13 protein-coding genes are annotated in these 14734 nt (G+C 66.4%); 4 read left to right on the forward strand and 9 right to left on the reverse strand.

The genetic code is table 11. The annotated features are described in order from the left end of the window. The first annotated feature begins 74 nt into the window (after window positions 1–74). Window positions 75–314 (forward strand): HP1242/YdcH family protein, encoded by a 240-nt coding sequence (locus G481_RS0113360; RefSeq protein WP_028030488.1) that lies wholly within the window; start codon window positions 75–77, stop codon window positions 312–314. A 124-nt stretch (window positions 315–438) separates the two neighbouring features. Here the strand turns inward: G481_RS0113360 and G481_RS0113365 are convergent, their stop codons facing one another. Next, entirely contained in the window at window positions 439–1743 is a 1305-nt protein-coding gene (locus G481_RS0113365; RefSeq protein WP_028030489.1) for a D-amino acid dehydrogenase, read from the reverse strand. A 171-nt stretch (window positions 1744–1914) separates the two neighbouring features. Then, window positions 1915–2502, reverse strand: a complete 588-nt coding sequence (locus G481_RS0113370; RefSeq protein ID WP_028030490.1) for a transglycosylase SLT domain-containing protein — start codon at window positions 2500–2502, stop codon at window positions 1915–1917. Window positions 2503–2707: 205 nt separating this feature from the next. On the opposite strand from G481_RS0113370, the gene G481_RS0113375 reads away from it, so the two are divergent. Both G481_RS0113375 and gatB read left to right on the forward strand, forming a co-directional pair. Beyond that, a complete protein-coding gene (locus G481_RS0113375; protein WP_028030491.1) occupies window positions 2708–2959 on the forward strand; it encodes a hypothetical protein in 252 nt (83 codons plus the stop codon). Window positions 2960–3043: 84 nt separating this feature from the next. Then, a complete protein-coding gene (gene gatB, locus G481_RS0113380; protein WP_028030492.1) occupies window positions 3044–4555 on the forward strand; it encodes an Asp-tRNA(Asn)/Glu-tRNA(Gln) amidotransferase subunit GatB in 1512 nt (503 codons plus the stop codon). Window positions 4556–4868: 313 nt separating this feature from the next. Here the strand turns inward: gatB and G481_RS26705 are convergent, their stop codons facing one another. The 5 genes from G481_RS26705 to G481_RS0113405 form a co-directional block, all read right to left on the reverse strand. Continuing rightward, window positions 4869–5420, reverse strand: a complete 552-nt coding sequence (locus tag G481_RS26705; protein WP_028030493.1) for a hypothetical protein — start codon at window positions 5418–5420, stop codon at window positions 4869–4871. A gap of 7 nt (window positions 5421–5427) precedes the next feature. Beyond that, window positions 5428–6060 (reverse strand): L,D-transpeptidase, encoded by a 633-nt coding sequence (locus G481_RS26710; protein ID WP_035026030.1) that lies wholly within the window; start codon window positions 6058–6060, stop codon window positions 5428–5430. Between the two features lie 84 nt (window positions 6061–6144). Continuing rightward, the gene (kynA, locus tag G481_RS0113395; protein ID WP_028030495.1) at window positions 6145–6984 is read right to left on the reverse strand and encodes a tryptophan 2,3-dioxygenase; all 840 of its coding nucleotides are present in this window, start codon (window positions 6982–6984) and stop codon (window positions 6145–6147) included. A 247-nt stretch (window positions 6985–7231) separates the two neighbouring features. Beyond that, window positions 7232–8428 (reverse strand): kynureninase, encoded by a 1197-nt coding sequence (gene kynU, locus G481_RS0113400; RefSeq protein WP_028030496.1) that lies wholly within the window; start codon window positions 8426–8428, stop codon window positions 7232–7234. Between the two features lie 102 nt (window positions 8429–8530). Beyond that, window positions 8531–9046, reverse strand: a complete 516-nt coding sequence (locus tag G481_RS0113405) for a DinB family protein (protein ID WP_028030497.1) — start codon at window positions 9044–9046, stop codon at window positions 8531–8533. Between the two features lie 321 nt (window positions 9047–9367). Between G481_RS0113405 and G481_RS0113410 the strand changes: the two genes are divergently transcribed. Continuing rightward, window positions 9368–10417, forward strand: coding sequence for an ABC transporter substrate-binding protein (locus G481_RS0113410; protein WP_028030498.1), 1050 nt, complete (start codon window positions 9368–9370; stop codon window positions 10415–10417). A gap of 120 nt (window positions 10418–10537) precedes the next feature. On the opposite strand, the gene G481_RS0113415 is transcribed toward G481_RS0113410, so the two are convergent. Both G481_RS0113415 and cobT read right to left on the reverse strand, forming a co-directional pair. Further along, on the reverse strand, window positions 10538–12349 hold the full coding sequence (locus G481_RS0113415; protein WP_028030499.1) for an aminopeptidase P family protein: 1812 nt from the start codon (window positions 12347–12349) through the stop codon (window positions 10538–10540). A gap of 450 nt (window positions 12350–12799) precedes the next feature. Then, window positions 12800–14683: a cobaltochelatase subunit CobT gene (gene cobT, locus G481_RS0113420; protein ID WP_028030500.1), complete on the reverse strand. Its 1884-nt coding sequence runs from the start codon at window positions 14681–14683 to the stop codon at window positions 12800–12802. Window positions 14684–14734 lie beyond the last annotated feature (51 nt).

A 14734-nucleotide genomic window follows, 5' to 3' on the forward strand; every position in this document is an offset into this window, starting at 1 on the left:
GTTTGATCCGCATCAAAGCCGCCCCCCTTCTGCCGGGCTAGGGTGACTTTGTCGATTGGAAGAAGGAGCGCGACATGTCGAACACCCCGCATCTCTTGGCCGATGAATTCCCGGCCGAGGCTCAGAAGATCCAGGATCTTCAGGCGGCGAATCCCCGTTTCGACAAGATCTGCAAGGAATACGACGAGGTGAACCGCGCGGTGCACCGCGCCGAGATTCGCGTCGATCTGATGTCCGAAGAGGACGAACAGGAGCTGCGCCGCAAGCGGGCGGCGCTCAAGGACCAGATTGCCCGCTCGCTGGCCGAGGCCTGATCGGCCCGCCGCAGCGGCCCCCGAGACATCGCAAGGCCCCCGTGGTGTTCCACGGGGGCCTTGTTACTGGGGCATACTCGCAATCCACTCGGTCAGACAACGCGCAGGGCGCGGCGCGGTTCCCTCAGGCTGTGGCCGGGCGCATCGCACCTGCTGCAGCACGCGGCGCGCGGCTGCGGCCATACCGCGACACGGCCAGGCCTTCGGGGTCGATTTCCGGCGCACGCCCGTCGATCAGATCGGCCAGCAACCGGCCCGACCCGGCCGCCATGGTCCAGCCCAGCGTGCCATGGCCGGTGTTCGTCCACAGGTTGGCCAGCGGGGTGGCGCCCACGATCGGGGTGCCATCGGGCGTCATCGGGCGCAGCCCGGTCCAGAAGGTCGCGGCCTTGAGATCGCCTGCACCGCCAAACATTTCGGTCAGCGATTTTTCCAGCGTCGCGCGGCGGCGATCGTTCAGCGAGGTGTCAAAGCCCGCGATCTCGGCCAGGCCGCCCACACGGATCCGCTCGCCCAACCGGGTGATGGCGACTTTGAAGGTTTCATCCATCACGGTCGACACCGGGGCGCGGTCGTAATCGGTGATCGGCACGGTGATCGAATAGCCCTTCAGCGGCTCGACCGGCAGGCGAATGCCCAGCGATTTGGCCAGGAAGGGCGAGAGCGAGCCAAGCGCCAGGACATAGCTGTCGGCGGTCATCAGCCCTTCCGAGGTCTCGACCCCGCTCACCCGCCCGCCTTCGGCCCGGATCGCGTTGATCGTCACGCCATAGCGGAAGGTCACGCCAGCCTGAGCAGCCTTTTCGGCCAGGGCATTGGTGAACTTGAAGCAATCGCCCGTCTCGTCGCCCGGCAGGCGCAGCCCGCCCGCGATGCGATGCGCGGCGCCCGCAAGCCCAGGTTCGGCCGCGATGCAGCCGGCGCGGTCCAGAACCTCGAACGGCACGCCATCGGCCTTCAGCACCGCGATGTCCTTTTCCGCCGCCGCGACCTGCTTGTCGGTGCGGAACACCTGCAAGGTGCCTTGCTGGCGTTCATCAAAGCGCACGCCGGTCTCGGCGCGCAACTCGGTCAGGCAATCGCGGCTGTATTCGGCCAGGCGGACCATGCGGCTCTTGTTGCGGGCATAGGCCGGGCCGGTGCAGTTCGCCAGCATCTCCAGCATCCAGCGGATGCGGTCGGGGTTCATCGTGGGGTGCAGCACCAGCGGCGCATGGCGCTGGAACATCCATTTCATGGCTTTCAGCGGAATGCCGGGGGCCGCCCAGGGGGCCGAATAGCCGGGGCTGATCTCGCCCGCATTGGCAAAGCTGGTTTCCAGCGCGGGGCCCGGCTGACGGTCGATCACCGTCACCTCATGCCCGCGCCGGGCCAGATACCATGCCGACGTAACCCCGATAACACCTGCACCAAGAACGATGATCCGCATGAGAGCCTCTCCTGTTCGCACGACTGGAAAGGTAAGACATGCAGACCTGAATTTCCTCGCTTTGTGCGAGGCGGAATCGATGCGAAATCGCAGAAACCTTCGTCATAGCGCCACAGAGCGACGAAAACTTGTGCGATATGCAGGAACCGCGCAAGCCTGTCCGGCCGCAGATCAGATTCGGCAGTAATCCTGCTTTCGCGTCCAGGCGGCGATTTCGGCGCGCTTGGTGGCGTTGCGCATCGGGCTCCAGTCGGCGGCCAGGCCGCCCCATTCGCCCGGCGCACCCGCCACCACGCCTGTCCGCTCGACCTGGCGCGAGGCAATGTTGACGGCACAGGCAAGGTTCGCCTTGCCATCATAAAGCGCCGTCGCATCGCAGCCATAGGCCCGGGCCGTCGCCGGCGTGATCTGCAAAAGGCCGCGATACTTGCCGCCCGCCCCTGCCGCGCGCGGGTTCCAGGTGCTTTCATGCTTGGCCAGCGCCGAGAACAGCCCCATCCAGAAGGCCTTGCGGTCCGCCTCGGTCGCATCGGTATAGGCCGGGCAGAAGGTCTCGATATCCGCAGGATCGGTGTCGATCAGCGCGCGTCCCTTGCTGGAAATCGCGCTCAGCGTCGCATGGGTCCACTGGGTCGCCTCGGGCCGGTGATCCCAGCGGGCCGCCGGGGCATCGGTGTTGGCTCCTGCGCCCATCGTGCAGGCCATGGGCAGGGTCAGGGCAAGAAGGGCGGCGATCAACGGACGCTTGCGTGAGGGCATTGGACGGTTCCGACAGCACCGGACCCTTTGCCCGGCCCCAAGCCTGTCGCCCGCCATGGCCCGACCGCGCAAGCCCACCCTGCCCGCAACCAGCAAAACAAGCGGAAAGTTGCGCGTAAATGGCCGCGCAAGGCCCGCCGGGCCGCCACAATCCTGCCGCAACACCCGACGACCTTGGGGCTGGAACCAGAATCAGGGGGCAAGCATGGCTTTCACAGACGAGATCGGGCGCCAAGGTCGCGCCGCCAGCCAGCGCCGCAGCCTGCTGGATGTGCTGGGCCTGTTCCGGCGCGCGCAGGCCCCGGCAAAGACGGCCCCTGCAGATCAGTCCTATGGCCTGGTGACCGAGGCGCTGATCGACGCCGATGTTGCCCGCATGGCCAGCTTCGGATCATGGACCGCCCTGCGCGAGGAGTTGCGCGCCCGCGACCAGTCCTGCCGCGGCAATCGCCCCTGATCCGGCCCCATCGCCACCGACAAGCACCTTGAAGCGCCGCGCCCCAACGACTAGGACAGGGACACGCCGCAGAAAGGGACGCCCATGCTCGACCTGACCTTCCAGCCGCCGCAAGCCAAGGTGATCGCCGGGGCCAAGCATGACTGGGAACTGGTGATCGGGATGGAAATCCACGCCCAGGTGTCCTCGAACGCCAAGCTGTTCTCGGGCGCCTCGACCACCTTCGGGGCCGAGCCGAATTCCAACGTGTCCTTTGTCGATGCGGCGATGCCGGGGATGTTGCCGGTCATCAACGAATTCTGCGTCGAACAGGCCGTGCGCACCGGCCTTGGCCTGAAGGCCGAGATCAATCTGCGCTCGGCCTTTGACCGCAAGAACTATTTCTACCCCGACCTGCCGCAGGGCTATCAGATCAGCCAGCTTTACCACCCCATCGTGGGCGAGGGCGAGGTGATCGTCGACATGGCCCCCGGCATCGCCCGCCGTGTGCGCATTGAACGGATCCACCTGGAACAGGACGCCGGCAAGTCGATCCACGACATGGATCCGAACCTGTCGTTCGTCGATTTCAACCGCACGGGCGTGGCGCTGATGGAAATCGTCAGCCGCCCCGACATTCGCGGCCCCGAGGAAGCGGCGGCCTATGTCGGCAAGCTGCGCCAGATCCTGCGCTATCTGGGCACCTGCGATGGCAACATGCAGAACGGCAACCTGCGGGCCGATGTGAACGTGTCGGTCTGCCGGCCGGGCCAGTATGAGAAGTATCAGGAAACCCAGGACTTCTCGCATCTGGGCACGCGCTGCGAGATCAAGAACATGAACTCGATGCGCTTCATCCAGGCCGCCATCGACTACGAGGCCCGCCGCCAGATCGCCATCATCGAGGATGGCGGCACGGTGGTGCAGGAAACCCGCCTTTACGACCCCGACCGGAACGAGACCCGCTCGATGCGCTCCAAGGAAGAGGCGCATGATTACCGCTACTTCCCCTGCCCCGATCTTCTGCCGCTGGAAATCGAACAGGCCTGGGTCGACGATATCGCCGACCGGATGCCCGAGCTGCCAGATGCGAAAAAGGCCCGCTTCATGGGCGATTTCGGCCTGACCGACTATGACGCCTCGGTGCTGACCGCCGAGCTGGACGCGGCCGACTATTTCGACGCCGTCGCCAAGGGCCGCGATGGCAAGCAGGCCGCGAACTGGGTCATCAACGAGCTGTTCGGCCGCCTGAACAAGGAAGGCCTGTCGATCACCGACAGCCCGGTTTCCGCCGCGCAACTGGGCGGTCTGCTGGACCTTCTGGGCGCGCAAGTGATTTCCGGCAAGATCGCCAAGGACCTCTTCGAGATCCTTTGGACTGAGGGCGGCGATCCCGCCGAAATCGTCGAATCGCGCGGCATGAAGCAGGTGACGGACACCGGCGCCATCGAGGCCGCGGTGGACGAGATCATCGCCGCCAACCCCGCGCAGGTGGAAAAGGCGAAACAGAACCCGAAACTTGCGGGCTGGTTCGTCGGCCAGGTGATGAAGGCCACCGGCGGCAAGGCCAACCCGGCCGCGGTGAATGAATTGGTGGCTAAGAAGCTGGGGCTCTGATCGCGCGAGAGGAAAACGTAGGGCGGGCATGAGCCCGCCAGTCTGCGCCTCAGTCTTCGCATGAACAGCTAGCTGCGTCCTGTGCGGCGGGGTGAACCCCGCCCTACTGATCCGTCGGCCAGGTGACGAGGGCGACCGGCGGCAAGGCCGCGCCGACAGCGCCGAATGAGCTAATGAAGAAGATTCGAAGGCTTTAGGCCCCGGCCGCACCCAGCGAATGTTTTAGGACGACCCGCCCTTTGTGCCTGACATAAGGGGGGCAAAAGGACGAGTTTGCGCCGCGAATGGCTGGCAATGCCATGTTACAAAGTCGCTACCCTTGGTTCCACGGCAGGCGGCTTCTCCAGCCGCTCCAATATACCGCAGCAGCAGCAACCATGCCCGCAACCGCGCATGGAACGCCAAGTATCAGCATGGCTTGCGCAGGTGCGCGCAGAAGCACAAAGCATGTCGCGCCCCACCCCGCCACGGTGCTCGACAAGATGGCAGCCTGATATTCTCGCAAGCCCAGGCGCCAGCAGAGGGTGCGCGTCGCGATCCAGCACAAGATTGCAGGCGGGAGCGTAAAGTGCAGGGTGAGAATTGCAGCGTACATGATCAACAGCCAACTATCCCATAACGCGGCTGGCCCATTGCCCAGGAACACCAGGGTAATCGACAACATCAAAGCCGACAGCCCCATGCCAAGCGGCACAAGCAGCCACAGACGCCAGTCAATCCCTGCGATCTCGGAAAATCTCGTTCGTCGTTCCGCCGACGCTTCGCTCTCGGAGGCGTATTGCAAAGCAGGGAGGCCCGGCGCCGACTCGATCACCACATTCGGTTCGGAACCCAGCTCGAGTTGAGGCGCGACCTTGCCCGTCATCTCGCCCCTACCTCACAATCACCTTCGCCCCCGGCTGCACCCGGTCATACAAATCCACCACATCCTGCTGGATCATTCGGAAACACCCCGACGACGCATTGGTCCCGATGGTCTTCCATTGCGGGGTGCCGTGGATGCGAAAGCCGGTGTCGTGGCCGTCCTTGTAAAGATAGATCGCCCGCGCGCCCAAGGGGTTGGTCGGCCCGCCTGGCTGGCCCTCGCGCCAGCGTTCCAGTTCCGGCTGGCGCTTGATCATCTCGGGCGGCGGGGTCCAGGTGGGCCACTGCGCCTTGCGGGCGACCACCGTCTCGCCCGCCCAGCCAAAGCCCTCACGCCCCACCCCGATGCCATAGCGCAGCGCCGTGCGCTTGTCCTGCACCAGATAGAGATGCCGCGTCTGGGTATCGACCAGGATGGTGCCCGGCGCTTCCTCGGGCAAGGGGTTCGGCACCAGCGTGCGCTGATAGGCCGGGGGCACCTTCTGCGCATCCAGCGCTGGAATGTGGTGTCCCGCGTCCATCGTTGCCACATAGGCCACGGGCCTCGGTTCTTCCTTGACCTCGACAAAGGTGCCGGTTTCGGGATCGAAGGTGCAGGCGGCCAGCAGGGCCAGGGCAAGGGCCGGGACAAGGGGGCGCATCAGAAACTCCGGTGGTTCGCACCGGATGAAGTCTAGGCCCGACGGCGCGGAAGACAAAGGGAATTCCCGCGCCGTCTTCCCCGCTCACAGGCTCGTGCGCAGGTGCCACAGTTCGGGGAACAGCTCGACCTCGAGCATGCGGCGCAGGTATTGCACCCCGGCGGTCCCCCCGGTGCCGCGCTTGAAGCCGATCACGCGTTCCACCGTGGTGACATGGTTAAAGCGCCAGCGGCGGAAGTAATCCTCGAAATCGACCAGCTTCTCGGCCAGCTCATAGGCCTCCCAATGGGCGCGCGGGTCACGGTAGACGGTTTCCCACACCGCCTGAACGCCCTCGTGCGGGGTCCAGTGGGCGCGCAGATCGCGGCTCAGCACGTCCTGCGGCACCGGCAGGCCTTGCCGGGCCAGATAGCGCAGCGCCTCGTCGTAAAGGCTGGGGCGGGCAAGCTCGGCCTCGAGCAGGGCGACCAGGTCGGGGCGATGGGCATGGGGGCGGATCATCGCCAGATTGCGGTTGCCGACGGCAAATTCGATCAGCCGGTATTGATGCGACTGGAACCCCGAGGACTGGCCCAGCCCTTCGCGAAAGGTGGTGTAGTCGCTGGGCGTCATGGTGCGCAGCACGTCCCAGGCGCTGTTCAGCTGCTCGAAGATCCGCGCGATGCGGGCCAGCATCTTGAACGCCTCGCGCGCCTTGTCCGCCGCGATGGCCGCCCGCGCGGCGTCCAGCTCGTGCAGGGCAAGACGCATCCACAGCTCGCTCGTCTGGTGCTGGATGATGAACAGCATCTCGTCATGGGCGCCCGTCAGCAGCCGCTGGCTGGACAGGATGCGGTCGATCTGCAGGTAGTCGCCATAGGACAGGCGGCCATCAAAGGACATCTGCGCGCCTTCGCTGGCAGGGTCGTAGGGGGTTTTGGTCATGTCGGTTTCCTGTTGGCTGGAGGGGGCTGTCAGACGACGGCCGCATCCTGCCGACACAATATGGAAACCGATCCCAGCCGCCGCCACAGACACGCCCAGCCCGATGGCCGGCACAGGGGCGGAAGGCCCGCCCCCTTTCGCCTTGATCCAAATATCCCCGCCGGAGGCATCTGCCCCATCCGCGCGCGCAGGTGGCGGGGTCGGCTGCCTCCGGCGGGGGTATTTGGAGAAAGATGAAGCATCAGGCTCAGGTCACCTTGGCGCGGGTCTTGTAGTCTGGGCGGTCCCAAAGCCGGTTGTCCATGACATCCTTGAGGATCGCCACCGCAGCCTGCACATCGCCCCCGTCGATGTAAAGCGGCGTCAGGCCAAAGCGCAGGATATCCGGCGCGCGGAAATCGCCGATCACCCCGCGGGCGATCAGGGCCTGCATGATCGCATAGCCCTCGGGGTGACGGAAACTGGCCTGCGAGCCGCGCATCGCATGATCGCGCGGCGTGACCAGGGTCAGATCCGGGCAGGCCGCCTCGACGCCCGCAATGAACAGGTCGGTCAGCTGCAACGAGCGGGCGCGCAGATCGGCCAGCGACACGCCGTCCCACACATCCAGCGCGGCATCCAGCGCGGCAAGTTGCAAGATCGGCGGGGTGCCGACGCGCATGCGCTCGATCCCGCGGCCGGGGCGATAGTCGAGATCGAAGGCAAAGGGCGCCTCGTGGCCCAGCCAGCCCGACAGTGCCGGGCGCGCGGCTTCGGCGTGGCGCGGGGCAACATAGATGAAGGCGGGACCGCCAGGGCCGGAATTGAAATACTTGTAGGTGCAGCCGACCGCGAAGTCGACGTCGCACTCGGCCAGCGCGCAATCCACCGCCCCGGCAGAATGTGCCAGATCCCAGACCGCCAGCGCCCCCATCGCATGGGCCCTGGCGGTGATCGCCTTCATGTCGTGGCGCCGCCCGGTGCGATAGTCGACCTCGGTGATCAGCGTCACGGCCACGGTCTCGTCAATGGCGTCCATCACCTCTTCGGGGGCGACGGTGCGCAGCTGATACCCCTGCCCCAAAGTGCGCACGAGACCATCGGCGATATAAAGATCCGACGGGAAGTTCCCGGTATCCGACAGGATCACCCGGCGCGCGGGGTTCATCTCGAGCGCCGAGGCCAGCGCCTGATAGACCTTGATCGACAGCGTGTCGCCCATCACCACGGTGCCGGGCGCCACACCGATCAGCCGGGCGATGCGGTCGCCGACGCGGGCGGGCATGTCCATCCAGCCGGCGCGGTTCCAGCCGGTGATCAGCATCTGGCCCCATTCATCGGTGATCGTGCGCGCGACCCTTTCGGCCACGCCCCGAGGCAGCGGCCCCAGCGAATTGCCGTCCAGGTAGATCACGCCCTCGGGCAGGTCGAATATCGCCTTGGTGGCGGCAAAATCGGTGGCCATGGAACACTCCTTCGTCCTGCGGCTGATCAAAGCGCAAAACGGCCTTCATTTCAAGTTTGAACCAAATGGCCCGGGCACCCTGTGGCCCCCGGCCGGGGCGCCCTACATCCAGTCGGCCTCGTCCGGCATCAGAAAGAGGTCGGTGTCTTCAGTCCGGGCGCCGGCCGCAGTCAGCAAGGCATGGACCTGCCCGCGATGGTGGGTCTGGTGGTTGAAGAAATGCACCACGCACAGCGCCATGGGGCGCGACACCGCCCGGCCGATGCTGCCCGAATGCCAGAACAGATCCCCTTCCAGTTCTGTCTGGGTGATCTTGCCGGCCCAGCCAAGGATGCGCGCATCCGTCGCCTGCCGCTCGCGCCGCCAGTCTTCCCAATCGGCAAAGGCCTCGGCACTGTCGGCTTGCCGGGCCAGCGGGCGAGGGCCGCCGTCAAACCGGCTCATCCAGATCAGATCGCCCCACAGAAGATGCGACAGCGTGCCCGAGATCGACCCCCAGAACGCCCCCCGCCCCTTGCGCCGCGCCGCCGGATCCAGCGTCTCGGCCGCCTGTACGATGCAGCGGTTCTGCCAGCGATTGTAGCGCGCCATCATCGTGCAATAGTCGGGGCTGATCACTGCAAGGAACCCTTCACACCCAGCGGGCCCGCGTCTGGCCCCCCGGCCCGGGCAATCCGGCCGGTTCCGGACGATTTCTCCATGAGGAGTTGCAGGCTGGCAAGTGCAAACCCGCATCCATGAGTTGCGCGGTGGGCCGGTGCGGAACCGGGGGGCTTGCGCGGGCCGCCCTGTCCGAGACTGCACAGAATTGCACCGGATCGCGCGACTTGGGGCACAGCACGGCCCAACGCCCTGATGCGGCGCAGAAACTTCTTGAGCCGTGGCCGGGGCTATTCTACGCATCGAAGTGGCACTTCACTTCACAACGATGGACCTGACATGATCCGCAAACACGCCCTTCTGGCCTCTGTGACCGCGCTGGCCCTGACCGCACCGGCCATGGCGGCCGATCCGCAACTGACCATCTTCGACTGGGCCGGCTTTGAGGTCGATGGCCTGTTCGAGGAGTATGTCGCCAAGCATGGCACCACGCCCACCTTCGCGCTGTTCGGTGACGATGACGAGGCCTTCCAGAAGGTCGCCTCGGGCTTCAAGGTCGATGCCGTGCATCCGTGTTCGCAGATGGTGTCGAAATACCGCGACGCCGGGCTGATCGAGCCCTGGGATACCTCGCGCCTGACCTCGCTGGCCGATATCGACCCGGCCTTCCTCGACTCGCCGGTGTTCAAGGACGACAAGGGGCTGTGGTTCCTGCCCAGCTACTGGGGCGCCACGGCCGTGGCCTACAACACCAAGGAAGTCCCGGCCGAGGATGTCTCGACCCTGCAGATCTTCGTCAATCCGAAGTATCAGGGCCGCACCTCGATGCCCGACAGCTCGGATGATGTCTGGGCGCTGGCCTATCTGGCCACCGGCGTGACCGACTGGACCGACATTTCCGAAGCGCAGTTCCAGGCCGCCGCCGCCTGGCTGCGCGAGGCGCATCAGAACGTCTATGCCTATTGGGCCGACCCGTCGGAGCAGACCCAGCAGATGGCCTCGGGCGCGGTGCTGGTGTCGTGGTCGTGGAACGATGGCGTGGCGCTCTTGCAGGCCGAGGACTACCCGGTCGGCTTCCAGCGCGAGGCCAAAGAGGGCTCGTCGACCTTTGTGTGCGGCTTCGTCAACATGAAGGACGGCCCCGGCTCGGAAGACAAGCTCTATGACTTCATGAATTCCTGGCTGCGCCCCGAGGCCGCCGTCGCGCTGATGGACGAGCTGGGCTATGGCCATTCCAACGTCAAAGGCATGGCGCTGAAATCGCCCGAAGAGCTGGAGCGCGCCGGCCTTGGCCCGGTCAAGGCCCCGACCCTGCCGCAGGTGCCGAACGATCCGCAGCTGCGTGAACGTCAGCTGGCCGAGTTCGAAAAGATCAAGGCCGGGTTCTGAGAATCGGCAATCCGATGAGAAACGGCCGGGCATCTGCCCGGCCGTTTGCTTTTGGTGCAGGCAGAGCGGGGGTTTCACACCCCCGCACCCCCGTGGGATATTTGTGGACAGATGAAGATGTCAGAGCGCGGCGCAGGCACCTGACAGCCAGGCGCGGGTTGAAGGATCGACCAGCGGGCCAAGGTCTGCCAGCACCCGGGCGTGGTATCGGTTTAGCCAGTCGCGTTCCGCCGGGGCCAGCAGATCGGCGCGGATCAGCCGGCGGTCGATGGGCGCAAGGGTCAGGGTCTCGAACTCCAGCATGGCGCGGGCATCGCCCCCTGGCAGGGGCGCGGCCTCTTGCACGACGACAAGATTTTCGATGCGGATGCCGAAGGCGCCTTCGCGGTAATAGCCAGGCTCGTTCGACAGGATCATCCCCGGCTCCAGCGGCACGTCGGACAGGCGGGAAATCCGCTGCGGCCCTTCGTGGACCGACAGGAAGGCGCCCACGCCATGGCCCGTGCCATGGTCGTAGTCGCGCCCCTGGACCCACAGGTTGTAGCGCGCCAGCGCATCGAGGTCGCGGCCTGTCAGCCCCTTGGGCCAGCGCGCGCGGCAGATGGCGATCATGCCTTGCAGCACGGCCGTAAAGGCCTCGGCCGCACCTTCGGGCGGGGTGCCGATGACCACGGTGCGGGTGATGTCGGTGGTGCCATCGCGATACTGCCCGCCGCTGTCGACCAGCAGCAGGCTGCCGGGTTCAAGCGCGCGGTCCGTCCCTTCGGTCACGCGATAATGGACGATGGCGCCGTTCGGCCCGGCACCGCAGATCGTATCAAAGCTGATGTCATGCAGCTGGTTGGTTGCGCGCCGGAACCCTTCCAGCGCTGTCACGACGCCGATCTCGGTTTGCCGCGCGCCGTTGCAGACGGCCTGGGCCTGATCGTCCAGCCAGCACAGGAAACCGGCCATCGCCACGCCATCGCGCAGATGCGCGGCGCGGGTCGCGGCAATTTCTGCCGGGGTCTTGCGCGCCTTGGGCAGACGGCAGGGATCGTCCCCCCAGACCACCTCGACCCCGGCCTCGCGCAGCTCGGCCGACACCGCCTGCGGCGCCGAGGCACGATCGACGCGCACCGGCCCCGGAATCGTGCGCAAACCGGGCACAAAAGCCACCGTGGGGCGCAGCGTGACATGGTCCCCCAGCGCGGCACGCACCTCGGGGCCGAACTTCTCGGGCTCGGCAAAGAGGGTGACGCGGCCATCGTCATGCAGCACGGCAAAGGCTTGGACCACCGGATTGCGCGGCACATCCGCCCCGCGGATGTTCAGCAGCCAGCAGATGGAATCGGGCAAGGTCAGCACCGCGGCCCGCTGGCCGGCCTTGCGCAAGGTCTCGGCCAGCCGCGCCCGCTTGGAGGCCGCGCTTTCCCCTGACAGGTCCTCGGGATGCGCCCAGACCTGACCATTCGGAGGTGCCGGCCGGTCGGTCCAGATGGCATCGACCAGATTGCGCATCGGCCGCAAAGTGACAGGGTGGCCCTCTAGCGCCGCCTCGATCCGCGCGATCTCGTCAGCGCTGTGCAGCCAGGGGTCATAACCGACGACGCCTTCAGCCAGAGTGTCGCGCAGCCAGGGGCCGGCCTGGGTCTCTGGCCAGTTGACCGGCGTGAAGCAGGGCGCAACCTGGACGCGCACCTGAAGCCGGTAGCGACCGTCGATGAAAACCCCGGCCATGTCCGGCAGCACGATGCAAAAGCCGGCAGACCCGGTAAAGCCGGTCAGCCACGCCAGCCGCTCGTCGCAGGGCGCGACATATTCGCCCTGCCAGGCATCCGCGCGCGGCACCAGAAAACCGGCAAGCCCCTCGGCCGCCATGGCGGCGCGCAGGGCCTGCAAACGCGGCGGGCCCTGATCGAGCGAGGTCGTGGCGGTGAAGGTCTGCAGCATCATTGGCCCCCTGTGACGCGCCATGGGGCGCGGTATCCGGCAGCAAGGTTGCACCAAGGCCGGGCCAGCGCAATGGTCCGGGAACCGGCTGCGGCGCGATCCCCCCGCCTGAGCCCCGGGAATGGGCGCGCCCCGCTCGCAGCGGTCCCGCTGGACTGACCGTCCAAGACCTTCGCTGCGGCACATTAGGGAGCCTCCGGCGGGGATATTTTCTTCAAGGCGAATTTGGAGGCTAGAGCCTTCCCCCCTCGGTCACCACTGGCCAGTCAACCACGTTGACAACCCCAAGCCGCACGCCCCATCACCTTCGACAAATACCCCCGCCGGAGGCACGCCGTGCGGAACGCACGGCGCCCGGCCCAAAGGGCGGCGCCGCGCCTTCGGGCGCGGCATAGCCCTGCGGGAGCGCCCGGTTTGTCGAAGACTGCCCCTGCCCGGCCATCCGGGCACCTAGCGCCAGCCAGAGACCTTGGACATGCCCAGCACGCGCGCGCGCTTGCGCGGGTCGCTGTCGAACAGACCTGCCAGTTGTTCGGTCATCGCGCCGGCCAGCTGCTCGACATCGGTGATCGTCACCGCGCGTTCGTAATAGCGTGTCACGTCATGCCCGATGCCGATGGCGATCAGTTCCACCATCTTGCGCTTTTCGACCATGGCGATCACATCGCGCAGGTGCTTTTCCAGATAGCTGGCCGGGTTGACCGACAGCGTGCTGTCATCGACCGGGGCGCCGTCCGAGATCACCATCAGGATCTTGCGCTGCTCGCGCCGGGCCAGCATCCGGCGGTGCGCCCATTCCAGCGCCTCGCCGTCGATGTTTTCCTTGAGCAGGCCCTCTTTCATCATCAGGCCAAGGTTGTCGCGGGTGCGCCGCCAGGGCGAATCCGCCGACTTGTAGATGATGTGGCGCAGATCGTTCAGCCGGCCCGGCTGTTGCGGGCGCCCTTCGGCAAGCCATTTCTCGCGGCTTTGGCCGCCTTTCCAGGCGCGGGTGGTGAAACCCAGAATCTCGACCTTGACCGCGCAGCGTTCCAGCGTGCGGGCCAGCACGTCGGCGCAGATCGCCGCGATGGAAATGGGCCGGCCGCGCATCGACCCCGAATTGTCCAGAAGCAGCGTCACCACCGTATCGCGGAACTCGGTGTCCTTTTCCATCTTGAAGGACAAGGGCGTCGTCGGGTTGGCGACCACACGGGCCAGGCGGCCGGCATCCAGCGTGCCCTCTTCAAGGTCGAACAGCCAGCTGCGGTTCTGCTGCGCCTGCAGGCGGCGTTGCAGCTTGTTGGCCAGCCGGCTGACGGCGCCCTTCAGCGGCTCCAGCTGCTGGTCCAGATAGGCGCGCAGGCGTTCCAGTTCCGCAGGTTCGGCCAGATCCTCGGCGCGGATTTCCTCGTCGAACTGCAGGGTAAAGGCGCGATAGTTCGGGTCGGCATCCGACAGCGCGGGGGGCGGGGGCGGCTCGGGCGGGGCGTCGGGGGCCGGGTTGTCGGCCTCTTCCATCTCGTCCAGATCGTCGCTTTCCTCGGTCGAGACCTGGGCCTGCGCCGCGTCCTGCTGGTCTTCCTGGCTGCGCTCGGGGTCGGCGTCGCCTTCCTCGTCTTCCTGTTCCTCTTCGGACCCGGCGTTGTCGGGGTTGTCGTCCTCTTCGCCCTCTTCCTCGGACTCGTCCTGATTGTCGTTCTGGTCCGGGTCGTCGCCCAGCTGATCGCCATAGCCCAGATCGGCGATCACCTGCCGGGCCAGCCGGGCAAAGGCCGCCTGATCGGACAGCACGTCATCCATGTTTTCCAGCGTGCCGCCAGCCTGCGCCTCGATGAAGCCGCGCCACAGATCCATCACGTTCTGTGCCCCGCGCGGCAGCGGGCGGCCGGTGGCCAGGCTGCGCACCAGATAGCCCGCCGCCACCGCCAGCGGCGCATCCGAGGCCTGGGTGATCTGGCCATAGCCCTTGCGGTCTGCCTCGGCCGCGATCTTGGCGTCGATGTTGATCGCCGTGCCGGGCATGGCGCGGGCGCCCACCGCCTCGCAGCGCGCGGTTTCCATCGCCTCGTAGATGTCGCGCGCCAGCTGGCCGGTCGGCATGTAGCGGCCGGCCGTCGCCTCGTCGTGATACTTGTGGCGCAGGGCAAAGGCATCGGCCGTGCCGCGCGCCAGCAGAACCTCGTCCCGCGTCATGCGGCGCGAGACCTGCGGCAGGCGCATCGTGTCCTTGGTCATCCCCGCCGGGTCGACCGAATAGGTCACGGTCAGGTCGGGGTCATCCGCCATGGTCCGCGTTGCCTCGGCCAGGGCCTTCTTGAAGGGATCAGCGGGGTTGTCGGCGGGCTGTTTCATGGCCCGAACAATACACCCGGCAGAGCCAAGCGCAAGGATGCGTATGCGGCG

It is taken from the genome of Gemmobacter nectariphilus DSM 15620 (assembly GCF_000429765.1).
Lineage (GTDB): Bacteria > Pseudomonadota > Alphaproteobacteria > Rhodobacterales > Rhodobacteraceae > Wagnerdoeblera > Wagnerdoeblera nectariphila.

Coding starts and splice junctions, on each gene's coding strand:
- G481_RS0113360 (WP_028030488.1), top strand. CDS start 75: ATGTCGAACACCCCGCATCTCTTGGCCGATGAATTCCCGGCCGAGGCT.
- G481_RS0113365 (WP_028030489.1), bottom strand. CDS start 1,743: ATGCGGATCATCGTTCTTGGTGCAGGTGTTATCGGGGTTACGTCGGCA.
- G481_RS0113370 (WP_028030490.1), bottom strand. CDS start 2,502: ATGCCCTCACGCAAGCGTCCGTTGATCGCCGCCCTTCTTGCCCTGACC.
- G481_RS0113375 (WP_028030491.1), top strand. CDS start 2,708: ATGGCTTTCACAGACGAGATCGGGCGCCAAGGTCGCGCCGCCAGCCAG.
- gatB (WP_028030492.1), top strand. CDS start 3,044: ATGCTCGACCTGACCTTCCAGCCGCCGCAAGCCAAGGTGATCGCCGGG.
- G481_RS26705 (WP_028030493.1), bottom strand. CDS start 5,420: ATGACGGGCAAGGTCGCGCCTCAACTCGAGCTGGGTTCCGAACCGAAT.
- G481_RS26710 (WP_035026030.1), bottom strand. CDS start 6,060: ATGCGCCCCCTTGTCCCGGCCCTTGCCCTGGCCCTGCTGGCCGCCTGC.
- kynA (WP_028030495.1), bottom strand. CDS start 6,984: ATGACCAAAACCCCCTACGACCCTGCCAGCGAAGGCGCGCAGATGTCC.
- kynU (WP_028030496.1), bottom strand. CDS start 8,428: ATGGCCACCGATTTTGCCGCCACCAAGGCGATATTCGACCTGCCCGAG.
- G481_RS0113410 (WP_028030498.1), top strand. CDS start 9,368: ATGATCCGCAAACACGCCCTTCTGGCCTCTGTGACCGCGCTGGCCCTG.
- G481_RS0113415 (WP_028030499.1), bottom strand. CDS start 12,349: ATGCTGCAGACCTTCACCGCCACGACCTCGCTCGATCAGGGCCCGCCG.
- cobT (WP_028030500.1), bottom strand. CDS start 14,683: ATGAAACAGCCCGCCGACAACCCCGCTGATCCCTTCAAGAAGGCCCTG.